The organism is Pseudomonas sp. FG-3G (assembly GCF_901007645.1).
GTDB classification, from domain to species: Bacteria; Pseudomonadota; Gammaproteobacteria; order Pseudomonadales; family Pseudomonadaceae; genus Aquipseudomonas; species Aquipseudomonas rhizophila.
This window is the reverse complement of sequence record NZ_CAAKGZ010000013.1, coordinates 163,164-178,198: the sequence shown is the minus strand read 5'-3', so window position 1 is coordinate 178,198 and position 15,035 is coordinate 163,164. Positions and strand designations below refer to the sequence as shown.

Annotated in this window: 15 protein-coding genes and 1 tRNA gene; 5 read left to right on the top strand and 11 right to left on the bottom strand. The window is 59.1% G+C overall.

Features of this window, described 5'->3' with window-relative positions; translation table 11 throughout:
• The first annotated feature begins 80 nt into the window (after positions 1-80).
• On the top strand, positions 81-1,148 hold the full coding sequence (locus PSEUDOMOFG3G_RS06905; protein WP_047228243.1) for an alpha/beta fold hydrolase: 1,068 nt from the start codon (positions 81-83) through the stop codon (positions 1,146-1,148).
• Between the two features lie 76 nt (positions 1,149-1,224).
• On the opposite strand, the gene PSEUDOMOFG3G_RS06900 is transcribed toward PSEUDOMOFG3G_RS06905, so the two are convergent.
• Positions 1,225-1,725, bottom strand: coding sequence for a nuclear transport factor 2 family protein (locus tag PSEUDOMOFG3G_RS06900; RefSeq protein WP_230682628.1), 501 nt, complete (start codon positions 1,723-1,725; stop codon positions 1,225-1,227).
• A gap of 269 nt (positions 1,726-1,994) precedes the next feature.
• A tRNA-Ser gene (locus tag PSEUDOMOFG3G_RS06895) sits at positions 1,995-2,084 on the bottom strand.
• 307 nt (positions 2,085-2,391) lie between these two features.
• Here PSEUDOMOFG3G_RS06895 and PSEUDOMOFG3G_RS06890 point away from each other — a divergent pair.
• From PSEUDOMOFG3G_RS06890 to PSEUDOMOFG3G_RS06880, 3 genes are all read left to right on the top strand, one after another.
• The gene (locus PSEUDOMOFG3G_RS06890; RefSeq protein ID WP_047228241.1) at positions 2,392-3,081 is read left to right on the top strand and encodes a crotonase/enoyl-CoA hydratase family protein; all 690 of its coding nucleotides are present in this window, start codon (positions 2,392-2,394) and stop codon (positions 3,079-3,081) included.
• Between the two features lie 214 nt (positions 3,082-3,295).
• Positions 3,296-4,018 carry a 1-acyl-sn-glycerol-3-phosphate acyltransferase gene (locus PSEUDOMOFG3G_RS06885; protein ID WP_076383849.1) on the top strand — a complete coding sequence of 241 codons (723 nt, stop codon included), beginning with the start codon at positions 3,296-3,298 and terminating at the stop codon, positions 4,016-4,018.
• A 214-nt stretch (positions 4,019-4,232) separates the two neighbouring features.
• Entirely contained in the window at positions 4,233-5,204 is a 972-nt protein-coding gene (locus tag PSEUDOMOFG3G_RS06880; RefSeq protein ID WP_047228239.1) for a magnesium and cobalt transport protein CorA, read from the top strand.
• A gap of 99 nt (positions 5,205-5,303) precedes the next feature.
• On the opposite strand, the gene PSEUDOMOFG3G_RS06875 is transcribed toward PSEUDOMOFG3G_RS06880, so the two are convergent.
• The 3 genes from PSEUDOMOFG3G_RS06875 to PSEUDOMOFG3G_RS06865 all read right to left on the bottom strand — a co-directional run bounded on the left by PSEUDOMOFG3G_RS06875 (position 5,304) and on the right by PSEUDOMOFG3G_RS06865 (position 9,504).
• The gene (locus PSEUDOMOFG3G_RS06875; RefSeq protein WP_139049478.1) at positions 5,304-6,038 is read right to left on the bottom strand and encodes an amidotransferase; all 735 of its coding nucleotides are present in this window, start codon (positions 6,036-6,038) and stop codon (positions 5,304-5,306) included.
• A gap of 90 nt (positions 6,039-6,128) precedes the next feature.
• Positions 6,129-8,273: a 3-hydroxyacyl-CoA dehydrogenase NAD-binding domain-containing protein gene (locus PSEUDOMOFG3G_RS06870; RefSeq protein WP_139049477.1), complete on the bottom strand. Its 2,145-nt coding sequence runs from the start codon at positions 8,271-8,273 to the stop codon at positions 6,129-6,131.
• Between the two features lie 25 nt (positions 8,274-8,298).
• On the bottom strand, positions 8,299-9,504 hold the full coding sequence (locus PSEUDOMOFG3G_RS06865) for an acetyl-CoA C-acetyltransferase (protein WP_139049476.1): 1,206 nt from the start codon (positions 9,502-9,504) through the stop codon (positions 8,299-8,301).
• Positions 9,505-10,121: 617 nt separating this feature from the next.
• Here PSEUDOMOFG3G_RS06865 and PSEUDOMOFG3G_RS06860 point away from each other — a divergent pair.
• Positions 10,122-10,934 (top strand): cytochrome c, encoded by an 813-nt coding sequence (locus tag PSEUDOMOFG3G_RS06860; RefSeq protein ID WP_139049475.1) that lies wholly within the window; start codon positions 10,122-10,124, stop codon positions 10,932-10,934.
• Positions 10,935-11,029: 95 nt separating this feature from the next.
• Here PSEUDOMOFG3G_RS06860 and PSEUDOMOFG3G_RS06855 read toward each other — a convergent pair whose 3' ends face one another.
• From PSEUDOMOFG3G_RS06855 to PSEUDOMOFG3G_RS06830, 6 genes are all read right to left on the bottom strand, one after another.
• Positions 11,030-11,371: a ribonuclease E inhibitor RraB gene (locus PSEUDOMOFG3G_RS06855; protein WP_047228234.1), complete on the bottom strand. Its 342-nt coding sequence runs from the start codon at positions 11,369-11,371 to the stop codon at positions 11,030-11,032.
• Positions 11,372-11,572: 201 nt separating this feature from the next.
• Positions 11,573-11,809 (bottom strand): hypothetical protein, encoded by a 237-nt coding sequence (locus PSEUDOMOFG3G_RS06850; protein ID WP_047228233.1) that lies wholly within the window; start codon positions 11,807-11,809, stop codon positions 11,573-11,575.
• A 138-nt stretch (positions 11,810-11,947) separates the two neighbouring features.
• Positions 11,948-12,556, bottom strand: a complete 609-nt coding sequence (locus PSEUDOMOFG3G_RS06845; RefSeq protein WP_047228232.1) for an START domain-containing protein — start codon at positions 12,554-12,556, stop codon at positions 11,948-11,950.
• A 37-nt stretch (positions 12,557-12,593) separates the two neighbouring features.
• Positions 12,594-12,848, bottom strand: a complete 255-nt coding sequence (locus tag PSEUDOMOFG3G_RS06840) for a YkgJ family cysteine cluster protein (RefSeq protein ID WP_047228231.1) — start codon at positions 12,846-12,848, stop codon at positions 12,594-12,596.
• 138 nt (positions 12,849-12,986) lie between these two features.
• A complete protein-coding gene (locus tag PSEUDOMOFG3G_RS06835; protein ID WP_047228230.1) occupies positions 12,987-13,463 on the bottom strand; it encodes a hypothetical protein in 477 nt (158 codons plus the stop codon).
• 89 nt (positions 13,464-13,552) lie between these two features.
• Positions 13,553-14,992: a PLP-dependent aminotransferase family protein gene (locus PSEUDOMOFG3G_RS06830; RefSeq protein ID WP_047228229.1), complete on the bottom strand. Its 1,440-nt coding sequence runs from the start codon at positions 14,990-14,992 to the stop codon at positions 13,553-13,555.
• Between the last annotated feature and the right edge of the window lie 43 nt (positions 14,993-15,035).

Genomic DNA, 15,035 nt, shown 5'->3' with positions numbered 1-15,035 from the left:
TTGCCCCGTTCAAATGCACCCAAGGTTTCAAGGGCATCAACCAGAGCCCCTGACCCATGGCTCGCAATGGAGGCATCACCATGAAAACGGCACTGCAGCACAGCAAAACCGGTAAAACCCATCGCCGCCTGCTCGGCTCATCCATCCTCGCTCTCAGTCTGTTCGGCGCGCTCGGGGTAGCCCACGGGCAATCCACCAGCGCCGCGCAGCCAACCGCGAACAAGTCCGGCGTCACGCATACAACGCCCTCCCCATTCGGTGCGCTGAAGCATATCAAGGCCGGTCTGCTGGACGTGGCGTACGCCGAAACCGGCCCCGCCGATGGGCCGGTGGTGATTCTGTTGCACGGCTGGCCGTACGACATTCATAGCTATGACGAAGTCGCGCCCTTGCTGGCAGCGAAGGGATACCGCGTGCTGATGCCCTATGCCCGGGGCTACGGCGATACGCATTTCCTGTCCGAAAAAACGCTTCGCAACGGTCAACCAGCCGCGCTGGCCAGTGACGTGATCGACTTCATGGATGCGCTGAAAATCAAGCAAGCCGTGCTCGGTGGCTACGATTGGGGCGCACGTTCGGCGGACATCGTCGCGGCCCTGTGGCCGGAGCGCGTCAAGGCGCTGGTCGCGGTCAGCGGCTATCTGATCGGCAACCAGGCCGCCGGTCAGAACCCGCTGCCACCCAAGGCCGAGTTGCAGTGGTGGTATCAGTTTTATTTCGCCACCGACCGTGGCCGCGCCGGGTACGAGAAAAATACCCACGACTTCGCCAAGTTGATCTGGCAACTGGCGTCGCCAAAATGGGCATTCGATGACGCCACCTTCGACCGCAGCGCCAAGGCGCTGGAAAACCCCGACCACGTCGAGATCACCGTATTCAACTACCGTTGGCGCCTCGGTCTGGTCCAGGGCGAGACCCGGTACGACGCCCTGGAACAGAAACTGGCGACGGCGCCTCCCATCAGCGTGCCGACCATCACCCTTGAAGGCGATGCCAACGGCGCGCCGCACCCAGCCCCCGAGGATTACGCCAAGCGCTTCACCGGCAAATACGAATTCCGGTTGATCAGCGGCGGCATCGGCCACAACTTGCCGCAGGAAGATCCGCAAGCGTTTGCCAAGGCTGTGATTGATGCGGATCATCTTTGATAGCCAGCCCCTTGCCTTGATAACACCGGCATAAAAAACGGCTCGTTTATTCAACGAGCCGTCTTTTTGCGGGCTATTACCGAACAGGATCAACCCGACGCATAAGGTCATTCAACACGTAGGTGTCCAGAAAGGCTGTTACCTCTGTGATCTGGCCATCCTTGAGTGTCATGTGCCACAGGTAAGTGTTGTTGTAGGGCTTGCGGTCAAGGGCCATGGCCTCTCCCTTCCAGAGAACCACTACGACATCGCCCTCAGCCACAATGCTTTGCACGGTAGGGGAAATGGGCGTTGCCAGCCGAGCGGTGATCGGTCGTACGGCTCGTTCGATTAAATCCGTCTTGCTGTTATACACACCAGAAACCGGGCTTGATCCAGATACGGTCCACGTTGCGTCGGGCGCCAGCAGATCGAAAACCGTGCCTTGGCCTTGTTGCCAGTTGGTAAATGCTTGGCGCACCAGGTCGGTATTGATGTTTTGGTCAGCGGCTTGCGACGCTGAAACCGTGTTCGTTGAAAGCACCAAACACAGCGCGACAGCCTGAAGGCGCACAGCCAAACTCATCCATGGGGTCATGATCTTTCTCTCACAACAATACGTTGATAGGAACCTCTTCAAGAGGAACCTTAACGGCATGGGCTCGGAAGCTTTTGCTCGATACTGCTGTGAGATTGCCCGATGCTGTTTGGTGGAACGGCGTGGGCACCTGAGCCTGGCTCCTATGCGTGGTTGCCGCCAGCACGCGGGAAGTCGCCCGCCGGCCCCATATCGCCTTTTTCCAGACGCCAAAAACCACAAACCCCCGACTTTCTCTAGGAAAATCAGGGGTTTGTGTTTGCAGAATGTGGCGGTGAAGGAGAGATTCGAACTCTCGATACAGTTTCCTGTATACACACTTTCCAGGCGTGCTCCTTAAGCCACTCGGACACTTCACCGTGTCTCGGCAAACTGTTCAGTCTGTCGAGGCGCGCTAATGTAGTCGAAAGCTTTTCCGATGGCAAAGGTTTTTTTCAGAATTTTCATGCGGTTAAGGTGGTCGGGCATTTCAAACGCGTCCGGGCATGGCAAACCGGCCAATCTTCGGGTTTGTGTGTGCAGTGTTCCATGGAGCAAGGCGCGGGCGATGGGGCGGTCAGGCGGTTTGTCGGGGCTGGGGGCTGACCGGTGAGTCAGTCACAGCGCTTTACCTGGCCTGCGGCGGTGGGTAACGTCTGCGTCACTTCTCTTACAAGGAATAGCGCCATGAGCGACCTGATTGCCTACCATCTCGAAGACGGTATCGCGACCCTGACCTTGAACAACGGCAAGGTCAATGCCATCTCGCCGGATGTGATTGCCGCGTTCAACACTGCGCTGGATCAGGCTGTGACGGATCGGGCGGTGGTGATCATTACCGGGCAACCGGGGATTCTGTCCGGTGGTTATGATTTGAAGGTGATGACCGCCGGTCCCAAGGAAGCGGTGAGTCTGGTCACGGCCGGCTCGACCCTGGCCCGTCGCCTGTTGTCGCACCCCTTCCCCGTCGTTGTCGCGTGCCCAGGGCATGCGGTGGCCAAGGGAGCGTTCCTGCTGCTGTCGGCGGATTATCGCATCGGTGTCGATGGACCGTTCAGCATTGGCCTGAACGAAGTGCAGATCGGCATGACCATGCACCACGCCGGTATCGAGCTGGCCCGCGATCGCCTGCGCAAATCCGCGTTTCATCGCTCGGTGATCAATGGCGAGATGTTCAACCCGCAGAGCGCGGTGGACGCCGGCTTCCTCGACAAGGTGGTGTCGACCGATGAGCTGCAGGGTGCGGCGCTGGAGGCCGCGCGTCAGTTGAAGAAAATCAACATGACCGCCCACAAGAACACCAAGCTGAAAGTGCGCAAGGCCCTGCTGGAGACGCTGGACAGTGCAATTCTGCTGGATCAGGAGCACATGGGTTAACTTGCCTCAGCGCAAAACGAAAAGCCCGACCGCTGTGTCGGGCTTTTTCTTACATGCTCCGTTTAAAAACCGACAACCGCTCTAGCCTGCTTCTGACACGTTAATCGGAAACATGCGCTCAAACATCGCCCATCTCCTACCTCTATAGCGGCAATTGCCGAAAACAGTGCACATCCGTACACTGCGCCACCTTTTGTCCCGACGGGGCCTGTAGATGCTGTTTTTATTGCGTATGTTGTTGATGGGTGTGCATTTTGTGCTGGCGGGTGTGCTCGGGGTGATCCTGGGGTTGTGTCGGCCGTTCAATCCAGACAACAGCCGTTTATGCGCCAGATTGTATGCGTGGCCCGCTATGTGCATTTTGCGTCTGCGGGTGAAGGCCGAGGTCGACACGCTGGTAAACAAGTCCCAGAGCTGCGTGATCATTGCCAACCACCAGTCCAACTATGACCTGTTCGTGTTCGGTAACGTGGTGCCCTACCGCACCGTGTGCATCGGTAAGAAGAGCCTGAAGTGGGTGCCGTTGTTCGGGCAATTGTTCTGGCTGGCGGGCAATGTGCTGATTGACCGGGGTAACGCGATCAAGGCGCGCCAGTCGATGTTGACCACCACTCACACGTTGCAGCACGAGGACACATCGATCTGGGTATTCCCGGAAGGCACGCGCAATCTTGGCGAGGATCTGCTGCCCTTCAAGAAAGGCGCGTTCCAGATGGCGATCGCCGCCGGGGTGCCGATTGTTCCGGTGTGCGTCAGCAGCTACATAAAGCACATGCGCCTCAATCGCTGGCGAGGCGGCGACATCCTCATACGCTCGCTACCGGCCATTCCCACGGCTGGGTTGAGCCTGGATGACATGCCCCAGCTCATCGCCCAGTGCCGTGAGCAAATGCGCGAGTGCATCGCGGTGATGGACCGGCAGGTGCAGGCTGTTTAACGAGCCTGTTAAACAATAGCCAGCCGGGCACATAACCCTGTGGCGAGGGGGTTTATCCCCTCACCACAAAAACCCGCACGATTCTGATTCCACCTGTAGGGCATTTGACTCCACCGGCGAACTCGGTGGATTTTGCTGACTCTCAAGCAGCAGGGCACACTAAGCTACAGATTGCCTGCCACTGCCATTTTCCAAGAAGAAGTGAACCACCATCATGGGTAGAGTCGTTGCTGCTGCGGTTTACAGCGCCGGTAAGAAAGTCACCAACATCACCCTCGACGAAGGCAGCGCCTGGGCAGCCAAACCGGGCCACTTTGTATGGATCGGCCTGGAAGAGCCCAGTGCCCAGGAACTGACCAACCTGCAACGTCAATTCAACCTGCATGAATTGGCGATTGAAGACGCGATGGAGAAGCACAGTCGCCCCAAGTTGGAGACCTTTGGCGATGCACTGTTTATCGTCACGTATTCGCCGGTGCGCAAGGACGGCAAGCTGCAGTTCATCGAGACTCATATCTTCGCCGGCAACGGCTACATCATCACCGCCCGCAATGGCCACTCGGCGTCCTACGCCCACGTGCGACAACGCTGTGAGGCGCGGCCTATTCTGCTGGAGCACGGGGAAGATTTCGTTCTCTATGCCATCCTGGATTTCGTCATTGAAAACTACCAGCCGGTGGGTGAAGCCATTCACGCCGAGATCGATGAACTGGAGCGCAACGTACTGTGCAGCTCCCTGAACGAGCGGGATATTCAGAACTTGCACAGCTTGCGCCGTGACGTATTACGCCTGCGCCGTTATGCAGCACCGATGGTGGAAATCAGCGAAGAACTGCAAAGACTGGACTTTCCCTTCATCGACAAAAACATGAGCCCGTACTTCCGCGATGTGCAGATTCATGTCACGCGGCAGATGGAAGACCTGGCGACTTTGGCGGACATCGCCAGCCAGACCATTGAAGTCGGCGTGCTGCTCGAAGCGTCGCGCCAGAGCGTAGTGCAGCGCAAGTTCGCGGCGTGGGCGGCGATCCTGGCGTTCCCCACGGCGGTAGCCGGAATCTATGGGATGAACTTCGAGAACATGCCGGAGTTGACCTGGCACTACGGGTACTTTCTGGTGCTGGGGTTTATCGCGGTGGGCTGTACCGCGTTGTGGGGGAGCTTCAAGCGCTCGGGGTGGTTGTAAGCGCGCTTGTAGGCGGTTGAGGCTGGCGTGACATTCATCGCGAGCAGGCTCGCTCCCACACTTGATTACCTGTCTATCAAGTGTGGGGGCGATGGTGTTTTAGTCTTGGGCCGCTGCGGTTTCAGGCTTGTGCGCGACGAAACGCATCATCCACTCAGCCACTGTCGTGCCGTGATGCGCCTGTTCAAGACTGGCCATGCCTTGGCGGTAGATCTGCTCGCCAAGGTGTTGCTGGCGGATCTCCAGCAGCGCCCGGGAGTAATCGTGGATGAATTCCGGGTGGCCCTGGAAGCACAGCACCTGATCGTTGATGTGGTAGGCGGCGAACGGGCAAAAATCGCTGGACGCGATCACCGTGGCGTTTTCCGGCAGCTCGGTGACCTGGTCCTGGTGACTGATCAGCAGGGTCAGCTCTTCCATCACCGGGCTCATCCATGGCGCCTTGGCCGCGAGCTTGTAGCGGTGGGTGCCCACGCCCCAGCCTTGAGTGGCGCGCTCGGCCTTGCCGCCCAGCAACAGCGCCAGCAGTTGATGACCGAAGCACACGCCCAGCAACTTGTCGCCTCGCTGGTAGCGATCCAGCAAGAAGGTCTTGAGGGTTTGAATCCAGGGGTCGGTGCCGAAGGAGTCGGCTTTGCTGCCGGTTACCAGGTAAGCGTCGAACGGTTCATCATCGTTGGGGTATTGCCCCTGCATCACGTTGTACACAATGAACTCAGCCGCGACGGGCTGTTGTGAAAACAGGCGCTGGAACATCTGCCCGTAACCCTGATATTGGTCGATCAGTTCCGGACGCAGGGTATCGGTTTCCAAAATGCAGATGCGCAGCGACATAAAAAATACCTGACACGATGATGGGAATATTGCACACCCCCTGAGCGTGCCTTGAAATACCGTCCCAAGGCAAGCCCCTTCCCCTGTCAGTCAGAACAGTTCTTGCCTGGCGGCTTTCTCCAGCAACAAGGCCGGTGGTGAAAATCGCTCGCCATACTGCTCGGCCAGATACTGAGCGCGGGCGACAAAATCCCGCAGGCCGTACTGGTTGATGAACTGCAACGCACCGCCGGTCCAGGCGGCGAAACCGATACCGAAGATCGAGCCGACGTTGGCGTCCGCCGTGGAGGTGAGCACGCCCTCCTCTACGCAGCGCACGGTTTCCAGAGCCTGGATGAACAGCAGGCGATCGCGGATGTCCTGTGGCGAGATCTGCCCGTCGGCTTTCTCGAAACGATGCTTGAGCTCCGGCCACAGGTGTTTCTGCCCGTCGGCCGGATACTCGTAGAAACCGGCCCCGGCGGCTTTGCCTGGCCGCTTGTATTCGTTGAGCAGCAGGTCAATCACGGCGAACGCCGGGTGCTCGATCGGCGTTTGCCCTTCCGCTTGCAGGTCTTTGGCGGTTTGCGCGCGGATATGACTCATCAGGCTGAGGGAAACTTCGTCAGAGATCGCCAGAGGCCCTACCGGCATCCCGGCCTTGCGCGCCTCAGTCTCGATCATCGGCGCGCTCACGCCCTCACCCAGCATGGCGATGCCTTCGTTGGTAAAGGTGCCGAATACCCGGGAGGTGAAGAAACCACGACTGTCGTTGACCACGATCGGCGTCTTGTTGATTTGCAGAACGAAATCGAAAGCTCGTGCCAGGGTCTCGTCGCTGGTGCGGGCGCCCCTGATGATTTCCACCAGAGGCATTTTCTCCACCGGGCTGAAGAAATGCAGGCCGATGAACTTCGTCTGATCCGGTACAGCCGTCGCCAGGCCGGTGATGGGCAGGGTCGAGGTGTTGGAGGCGAGCACCGCGTCCGCCCCAACAACCGCTTGGGCAGCGGCTGTGACGCTGGCTTTCAGGGCGCGATCCTCAAACACCGCCTCAATGACCAGATCGCAACCGGCCAGGTCCGCGTCGCTGTCAGTGGTTTGAATCCGCGCCAGCGTGGCTTCGCGCTGCTCGACGGTGAGCTGCCCGCGGGCGATCTTCTTATCCAGCAGCGCCGCCGTGCGGGCCTTGCCTTTCTCGGCGGCGGCAAGGCTGACGTCCTTGAGCACCACCGCAATCCCGGCCATGGCGCTGACGTAGGCGATACCTGCCCCCATCATGCCGGCACCGAGTACTCCGACTTGTTGGGTCAGATAAGGTGCAAAGCCCTGCGGGCGCGAACCGCCGGCCTTGATTTCGTTGAGCTGGAACCAGAAAGTGCCGATCAGGTTCTTGGCCACCTGGCCAGTGGTCAGCTCAGTGAAGTAGCGGGTTTCGATCACGTGGGCGGTGTCGAAATCCACCTGGGCACCTTCCACTGCCGCGCAGAGAATTTTCTCCGGCGCGGGCAGGCAACCCTGGGTTTTGTTGCGCAGGATGGAAGGTGCTATCGCCAGCATTTGCGCGACTTTCGGGTGAGACGGCGTGCCACCCGGGATCTGATAGCCTTTCGCATCCCAAGGTTGGACCACGCTGGGGTTGGCGAGAATCCAGGCCCTGGACTTGCTCAGCAGGTCCTCGCGATCCACCGCCAGCTCATCGATCAGACCGGCCTGCAGTGCCTGTTGCGGGCGCACCTTCTTGCCCTCAAGCAAATACGGCAAGGCTTTCTCCAAGCCAAGCAACCGCACCATCCGCACCACCCCGCCGCCACCTGGCAACAGGCCCAGGGTGACTTCCGGCAAGCCAATCTGCACCGACGGGTGATCCAGCGCCACACGATGATGGCAAGCCAGGCAGATTTCCCAGCCGCCGCCCAGGGCCGCGCCATTGATGGCCGCCACCACCGGTTTTCCCAGGGTTTCCAGGGCACGCAGTTGCGCCTTGAGCCCGAGCACCATTTCATAGAATGCCTTGGCTTGGGGTTTACCGACCTTGACCAGTTCGTTGAGGTCACCGCCAGCGAAGAAGGTCTTCTTGGCCGAGGTAATGATCACCCCGGCAATCGAGTCTTTTTCGGCGGTCAACCGAGCGACGCAGGCAGCCATGGCCTCGCGGTACGTCGCATTCATGGTGTTGGCGCTCTGGCCTGGCATGTCCAGGGTCAGGACGACGATCCGGTCCTGGCCGGTTTCGTAACGGATGGCATCGCTCATGAAAAGTATTCCTTGAAATCGGGGCTCAGAGACGTTCAATAACGGTGGCAATGCCCATGCCGCCGCCGACACACAGCGTCGCCAGGCCATAGCGCAGGTGACGCGCCTCTAACTCATCGAGCAAGGTGCCGAGAATTGCGCAGCCTGTAGCCCCCAAGGGATGCCCCATGGCGATGGAGCCGCCGTTGACGTTGACCTTGGCGGGGTCGATGGCCATGTCCTTGATGAACTTGAGCACCACTGAGGCGAACGCTTCGTTGACTTCGAACAGGTCGATGTCCTCCACCCGCAGCCCAGCCTTGACCAGAGCCTTGCGGGTAGCCGGCGCCGGGCCGGTGAGCATGATGGTCGGATCGGTGCTGGTGACAGCCGTGGCGACGATCCGCGCCCGCGGTTGCAGCCCCAGCGCCTGCCCCTTGGCTTCGGAACCGATCAGCATCAGCGCCGCCCCATCAACGATGCCGGAACTGTTGCCCGGCGTGTGGACATGATTGATCCGTTCCACATGGCTGTAGACCCGCAGGGCCGTAGCGTCGAAGCCCATCTGGCCCATGGCTGCGAAACTCGGCTTGAGCTTGCCCAGGCCCTCCAGAGTCGAGTCCGCACGGATGAATTCGTCGTGATCCAGCAGCACGATGCCATTCTGGTCCCGCACCGCCACCAGGGATTTGTTGAACGAACCGTCGGCCCGGGCCCGGGCGGCCTTTTGCTGGGAGTGCAGCGCGAAAGCATCGACGTCCTCGCGGCTGAAGCCCTCCAGGGTTGCGATCAGGTCAGCACCGATGCCCTGAGGTGTGAAGTGGCCCTGCAGGTTGGATTGAGGATCCAGCGCCCAAGCGCCGCCGTCGCTGCCCATGGGCACGCGAGACATGGATTCGACACCTCCGGCCACCACCAGATCCTCGAACCCGGAGCGCACTTTCATCGCCGCCAGGTTTACCGCTTCCAGGCCCGAGGCGCAGAACCGGTTGAGCTGCACACCTGCCACGCTGACATCCCAATCGGCGATCAGCGCGGCGGTCTTGGCGATGTCGGCGCCCTGATCACCTATCGGCGTCACGCAACCGAGCACGATATCGTCAACCTGACTGGTGTCCAGGCCCATGCGCTGCTGCAGGGCGGTGAGCAGGCCGCCCACCAGGTTCACCGGCTTGACGCTGTACAAAGCGCCATCGGCCTTGCCCTTGCCACGAGGGGTACGTAATGCGTCAAAAATCAAAGCTTCGGTCATGACATCCTCAAACCACTGGGACAATGCAATGGCTCCAACCATAAGCCCAGCGGCCCGAGATTCAATGACCGCAGTGCTCAACGACGTTGACGGCCACGCTCAGACGAACGGTAGCATGCTATCGGGTTAACCGATTCAGGTGAGCAAAGTGTCTAGCAAAAGGGCCTTCACGAAGGTGGCACTAGGCCTCATATCACTTTAAGAGCGGACGGCAGCAAACTAATACGAATTGGATCTAAGCCAAGGCGGCTGCGGCCCCTAATGTAATCCTTGTACAAGATAGTCGTCGGGTTTTGCCGAGGCGCTTGTCAGACAGGAAGTGCAACGCCAGCCGTCAGGAGATATGCAGGCTGGCCTCAGGAAATAACAAAAAAGGCGGGTCAGCCATGTTCAAACATTCGAAAGTTCGCCAAGCCGGACTCATTCTCTTCGCCACGACGCTGCTGTTGATTGTGCCGAATATCACCAAGGTGATCGGCTGAATCCGGCGCGCGGGTGCCTGTACCATCGGCAAGCGGTAGCGCTTGTATCATCAAAAAATGTGACGAGTTCGTTGTTCGAGTCGCGGTGGCTGTGCCAACCTTTGCGGCACTCCCTCGACATGGAAGACGACCCTCGTGAAAGCTCTCATTGTGTTCGGCGCGCTGCTGCTCAGCACGCCCTTGTTTGCCGCGCAGCTGGTGCTGGAGCTGGGCACGACTGCCCGCACCTGGCAGACCGAAGAACTGCTCCAGCATCCTGAAACCCGAACGATCCAGATCGCTGAAGACGTTTCCTACAAAAAACCGATGAATTATCGCGCCGTGCCGCTGACAGCGCTGTTGACTGGCGTCGAGCCCGACGACCATCTCCAGGCCGTGGCGCTGGACGGATTTGCCGCCGAATTGCCCGCGGCACCGTTACTCAACACAAACGGCGCGCGAGCCTGGCTGGCGATCGAAGACCCGGCCCACCCCTGGCCCCCACTGGGTGAAGGCAAGGGCAGCGCCGGGCCCTTCTATCTGGTCTGGACCAACCCCCAGGCAGGCCACATCAGCCCCGAACAATGGCCTTACGCGGTGGCGACGATCAAGCGCCTGTCAGCGGTAGCCGAGCGCTTCCCTGCCCTGCTGCCAGCGCCCACGGTGACTCAGGCTGACCCGGTCTATAAGGGCTTTGAACTGTTCCAGAAAAACTGCCTGGCTTGCCATCGGCTCAACGGCGCAGGCGACGCGCAGTTTGGCCCGGACCTGAACATCCCCTTCAATCCTACCGAGTACTTTTCCGGGGATTTCCTCAAGCGCTATATCCGCGACCCACAAAGCCTGCGTCGCTGGCCCCAAGGGAAGATGCCGGCGTTCTCGGCCACGGTGCTGCCGGATGCGGAGCTGGATCTGCTGGTGGGGTATCTCAAGCACATGGCGGGGCGTAAACAGCCGTTGGCCCCATGAAGTCGGTTTTGTGCCTGAAGTAATCTGGTGGGAGCACACCTATGAAAACGGCCGACACATGGGTCAGCCGTTGCTCGGGTTGCGTGAATGAACGGTCAGGCGTGCAGGCGCCGTATTTCCTGTTTGACACCCCAACCCTCGATGATGCCACCCAAAGGCTCCACCACCGCCTCGAAGTTTTGTTCGAAGTCTCCAATGTCATCGTAGGTGGCGTACATCACCCGGCTCAACTCCAATGACCAGGCGCCGTCATCCCGTGCGCTGATCTGTGCATTCAATGACTCACCCCGAAATTGACCTGCCGCCCTGCGCGCCCGCTCCTCATCCGGGAAAATGGCGTAGAACTCGATGGGATGGAATTGTGAGAAATCGAAACCGCCTTCTTTCATGCGGCGAAGCACACTGGTGCTGATGTCTTCTTGATAGGCTGTGCTCATGAAACGTCCTCCTCAAACCGATGGATAGACTTTCCGTCTTCCCGTGCGGGCAACCCTTGGGTTACAGCGATACGGCATCAAATTACCGTCGGGACACAAGCATGTAGCTGACAAGACCGGACCTAAGCGATCCTTTCGCTGATCTCAATTGCAGAGTAGCTGCAAGTAGTGGTCACTGCCAAGCGGGGCCAGGCAGTGACTTCATGAAATCGGTGTAATGCTGATGATTTCGATACTGTGCTGGGATTTGAGATTCTTGACCGTAGGGTCTGCGGTGCGGCCCTCCAGGTCATTGAGATCAAGCTTGGCGGGTACGGGGAGCAGCTTTTGGCGAATCAACTGCGCAGCCTGCTCCATCGTGGGCTCCTGTTCATAGTCGAACCGCTCGGCGATGGCTTCGCCGTGATCATCAACGAAAGTGATTTCCCACTTTTGCATCGGTGTCTCCTCGATCAATTCAGGGCCTGGCTTACCTCTATCTCGACATTCAGGGCTGAACAATCGTTCCGCTCAGTCGTTGGACGGCTGCCATAAAAAAAACCGCCTCACGGGCGGTTTTTCATGCAGCGTCGGCGATTATTTCTCGGCACGTGCTTTCAAGGCTTTCAACGTATTGAACGGCGCATCCACCACGAACTTGTTGGCCAGCCAGGAAGGAACATCGCCACCTGGTTCGGTGTGGACCTGATAGATTACTTCGACCTGACCGGCGTCCTTGGGCGTGAATTTCCAGAAGCCTTCAACTTGAGTGACCCGCACAAAACCCTTTTTTTCAGGCCGGTAGGTTGGCACGCCCTTGAGGTTGCGGGTCAGGCTGCCATCGGCACCTTTGACGGTGGTCACTTGCAACACCGAGTCCCGCGGGGTAACCGGCCAGGGCGTGTTGAACTGGGTGTAGGTCCAGCTCTGGTCCCCTTCATGCTTGAGCAGCTCCTGGCTCTTGCATTCGTGAATCCAGGCACAGGCAGCCGAAACGTCTTCCTGAAGCGCTTGCAGCTTGGCCATGGTGGTTTTCATGACGGTCACGCCTTGGTAGGCCTTGTACTTGGAACCGGCCACTTCACTGAGGGAAACCTTGATGCCATCCTCTTCCTTGGCGACTTTCCAGTCTTCTGCCTGGGCGGTAGCCGTTGCCAGCAGCACGGTCAAACCACACAACACAGCCATACGATGCAGCGAACCCATAGTTTTTTCCTTGTTATCGAAGTTCCGAACTGGCCCATTACGCTGCCGTGATTTGCTCCCACCAACCGATCAGCCGGATGGCATCTTCAGAGCTGTTGCCGCAGACCTCGATGTCGGCCTCGAACGCCGAGCACACCCTCGGTCGCTCCGGCTGGCCGAATATCTGGCACAGGTTATCGACTGACAGCTGCACGCAACGTTCGCCCGCCGGCTTGCCGTCGGGCATGCCAGGAATCGGCGAACTGATGGAGGGGGCGATGCAGCAGGCGCCACAGCCTTCGCGGCATTTCATGACGACAACATCCTCACGACAAGTAATGATTGGTAACAGAACACAGAGTAACGGCTAAAACACTCGTTTTAAATTACCGTCCGTGTGTTTTTTCTTGTACGCCAGGATGACCTTACAGTCAGCGGCGAGATGGGAGGATTACTGCTTGAATTCGAAATCCAGCGCCGCGCCTTCGACTTCATTGCGCTCCTGATTGCGCAACGGCAATTGCATTTCATTGCTCAGCAAACGGCCATTGAGTTGGAACGGGCCCGGTTTTTCCCCAAACATGGAGGGCAACAAAGGCTCACGCTTGGGTAACGGCACCGCCCCCGGAGGCTGCAGATCCTCGACCATGTCTTGAGGCAGGCTCAAATCCAGCTTGGCCGGCGGTAACCGGGTTTTGGCGACCTCGCGGGCAGATTGACTCTTGGAGGCGACAGGGGCCCGTTTTTTCTTCGCTACCGCAGCTTTTTTAGCCGGCGCTTTTTTAACAACTGCCGGTTTTTTCTTCGAGGCGCTTTTAGTGGCACTGGCGGCCGGTTTCTCCTGCGCCGACGCAGCCACGACACCTTCCGAATGGAAGGCAGTCAACAGGCCGATCAAAACCCAGGCGGCAGGAGCAATGGCTTTCATAGACACTACGGCACTTACGGCAGAGATCCCCATGCTCGCCTGTTACTCAGCCGCTGACAAGCACATCAGGCAGGAGCCGCCAGTTTCTATCAAAAACCGCTGGCGGTCTCCTGGCACAGTTGGGTGGCCAGCAGGCCTAGCGTCATCAAGGCCCGTTCAGCCTCGCGGTTCCAAGGCGTGCCGCAATTGAGGCGGATGCAATGGTTGAACTGTTCGGTGTTACTGAAAATCAGCCCTGGTGCAATGCTGATACCTTGCTGCAACGCCCGTACATGCAACTCCTGGGTGTTGACCCGCCCCGGCAGACTGACCCACAGAATGAAGCCTCCATTAGGCCGGCTCATTTGCGTACCTTCGGGAAAGTATTGCTGCACTGCCAACTGAAAGGCACTGAGGTTTTTGCGGTACTCCTGGCGGATATAACGCAAGTGCCGATCATAGCCGCCATTTTCCAGGTACGCCGCGATGCCCATCTGCGTGACGCTGCATGCCGAATGCGTGCTGAAGGTCTGGAGCCGTTGGATTTCCTGCTGGAATTTACCGGCAATCATCCAACCAATGCGCACGCCCGGTGACAACGTCTTGGAAAAACTCGAACAGTAAATGACTCGGTCCAACCGGTCATAGGCCTTGAGCGCCTTGGTGCGTCCCTGCTCGAACATCAACTCGCCATAAATATCGTCTTCAACGATCTGGATGTCAAAATCCGAGGCCAGGCGCAACAGTTGCTTTTGCCGCTCCTCGGGCATCGTCCCACCGAGGGGATTGCTCAAGCGCGTGGTCAGCACCAGCGCCTTGATCGACCACTGATTGGCCGCCAGTTGCAGGGCTTCCAGGCTCATGCCGGTGACCGGGTCGCTGGGGATCTCGATGACCTTGAGGCCCAGCAGATCCGCCAGTTGCAGCAAGCCGTAGTAGGTCGGCGACTCGGCGGCGATCAGGTCTCCTGGCCGGGTCAGCACCCGCAAGGACATTTGCAGCGCATCCACGCAACCGTGAGTGATCACCACCTCGGAGGGATCCACCACGACCCCGGCATCGCGCATGCGAATCGCCACTTGGCGGCGCAAGGGTTCGAAGCCCGGGCTGAACATGTAGCTGAACGCCCGCGGGCTGTGGAAGCGCGTGACCTTGGCCAGTTGCTGGTGCAGCGCTCGTACAGGCAGGTAGTCGACGCTCGGCACCGCCGCGCCCAGGGGAAATACCCCTTCGCGGCGCGACTCAACCAACACTTGCTGGATGATGCTGCTGCGCGTGACCAGCCCCGGACGCTCGACCCGCGCGATGTCCGGCGTCGGCGCCGTCAGGGCCGGGGTTTGATGCACGTAGTAACCGGACTGCGGCCGCGCACGGATCAGCCCCTGATCTTCAAGGTTGGCGTAGGCCTGCAGCACCGTCGCATGGCTGACGTTGAGCTGCGAGCTCATCTTGCGCACCGAAGGCACACGTTCGCCGGGCTGATACACACCGCGCCGGATGTCTTCAGCCAGTTGTTGGGCAATACGTTGATAGAGCAAGAGGTTGGTCATGACGCAGCACTCGATTTCACGGGCATTTTATTTTTGTGAGAGA

Coding starts and splice junctions, on each gene's coding strand:
- PSEUDOMOFG3G_RS06905 (WP_047228243.1), top strand. CDS start 81: ATGAAAACGGCACTGCAGCACAGCAAAACCGGTAAAACCCATCGCCGC.
- PSEUDOMOFG3G_RS06900 (WP_230682628.1), bottom strand. CDS start 1,725: ATGACCCCATGGATGAGTTTGGCTGTGCGCCTTCAGGCTGTCGCGCTG.
- PSEUDOMOFG3G_RS06890 (WP_047228241.1), top strand. CDS start 2,392: ATGAGCGACCTGATTGCCTACCATCTCGAAGACGGTATCGCGACCCTG.
- PSEUDOMOFG3G_RS06885 (WP_076383849.1), top strand. CDS start 3,296: ATGCTGTTTTTATTGCGTATGTTGTTGATGGGTGTGCATTTTGTGCTG.
- PSEUDOMOFG3G_RS06880 (WP_047228239.1), top strand. CDS start 4,233: ATGGGTAGAGTCGTTGCTGCTGCGGTTTACAGCGCCGGTAAGAAAGTC.
- PSEUDOMOFG3G_RS06875 (WP_139049478.1), bottom strand. CDS start 6,038: ATGTCGCTGCGCATCTGCATTTTGGAAACCGATACCCTGCGTCCGGAA.
- PSEUDOMOFG3G_RS06870 (WP_139049477.1), bottom strand. CDS start 8,273: ATGAGCGATGCCATCCGTTACGAAACCGGCCAGGACCGGATCGTCGTC.
- PSEUDOMOFG3G_RS06865 (WP_139049476.1), bottom strand. CDS start 9,504: ATGACCGAAGCTTTGATTTTTGACGCATTACGTACCCCTCGTGGCAAG.
- PSEUDOMOFG3G_RS06855 (WP_047228234.1), bottom strand. CDS start 11,371: ATGAGCACAGCCTATCAAGAAGACATCAGCACCAGTGTGCTTCGCCGC.
- PSEUDOMOFG3G_RS06850 (WP_047228233.1), bottom strand. CDS start 11,809: ATGCAAAAGTGGGAAATCACTTTCGTTGATGATCACGGCGAAGCCATC.
- PSEUDOMOFG3G_RS06845 (WP_047228232.1), bottom strand. CDS start 12,556: ATGGGTTCGCTGCATCGTATGGCTGTGTTGTGTGGTTTGACCGTGCTG.
- PSEUDOMOFG3G_RS06840 (WP_047228231.1), bottom strand. CDS start 12,848: ATGAAATGCCGCGAAGGCTGTGGCGCCTGCTGCATCGCCCCCTCCATC.
- PSEUDOMOFG3G_RS06835 (WP_047228230.1), bottom strand. CDS start 13,463: ATGAAAGCCATTGCTCCTGCCGCCTGGGTTTTGATCGGCCTGTTGACT.
- PSEUDOMOFG3G_RS06830 (WP_047228229.1), bottom strand. CDS start 14,992: ATGACCAACCTCTTGCTCTATCAACGTATTGCCCAACAACTGGCTGAA.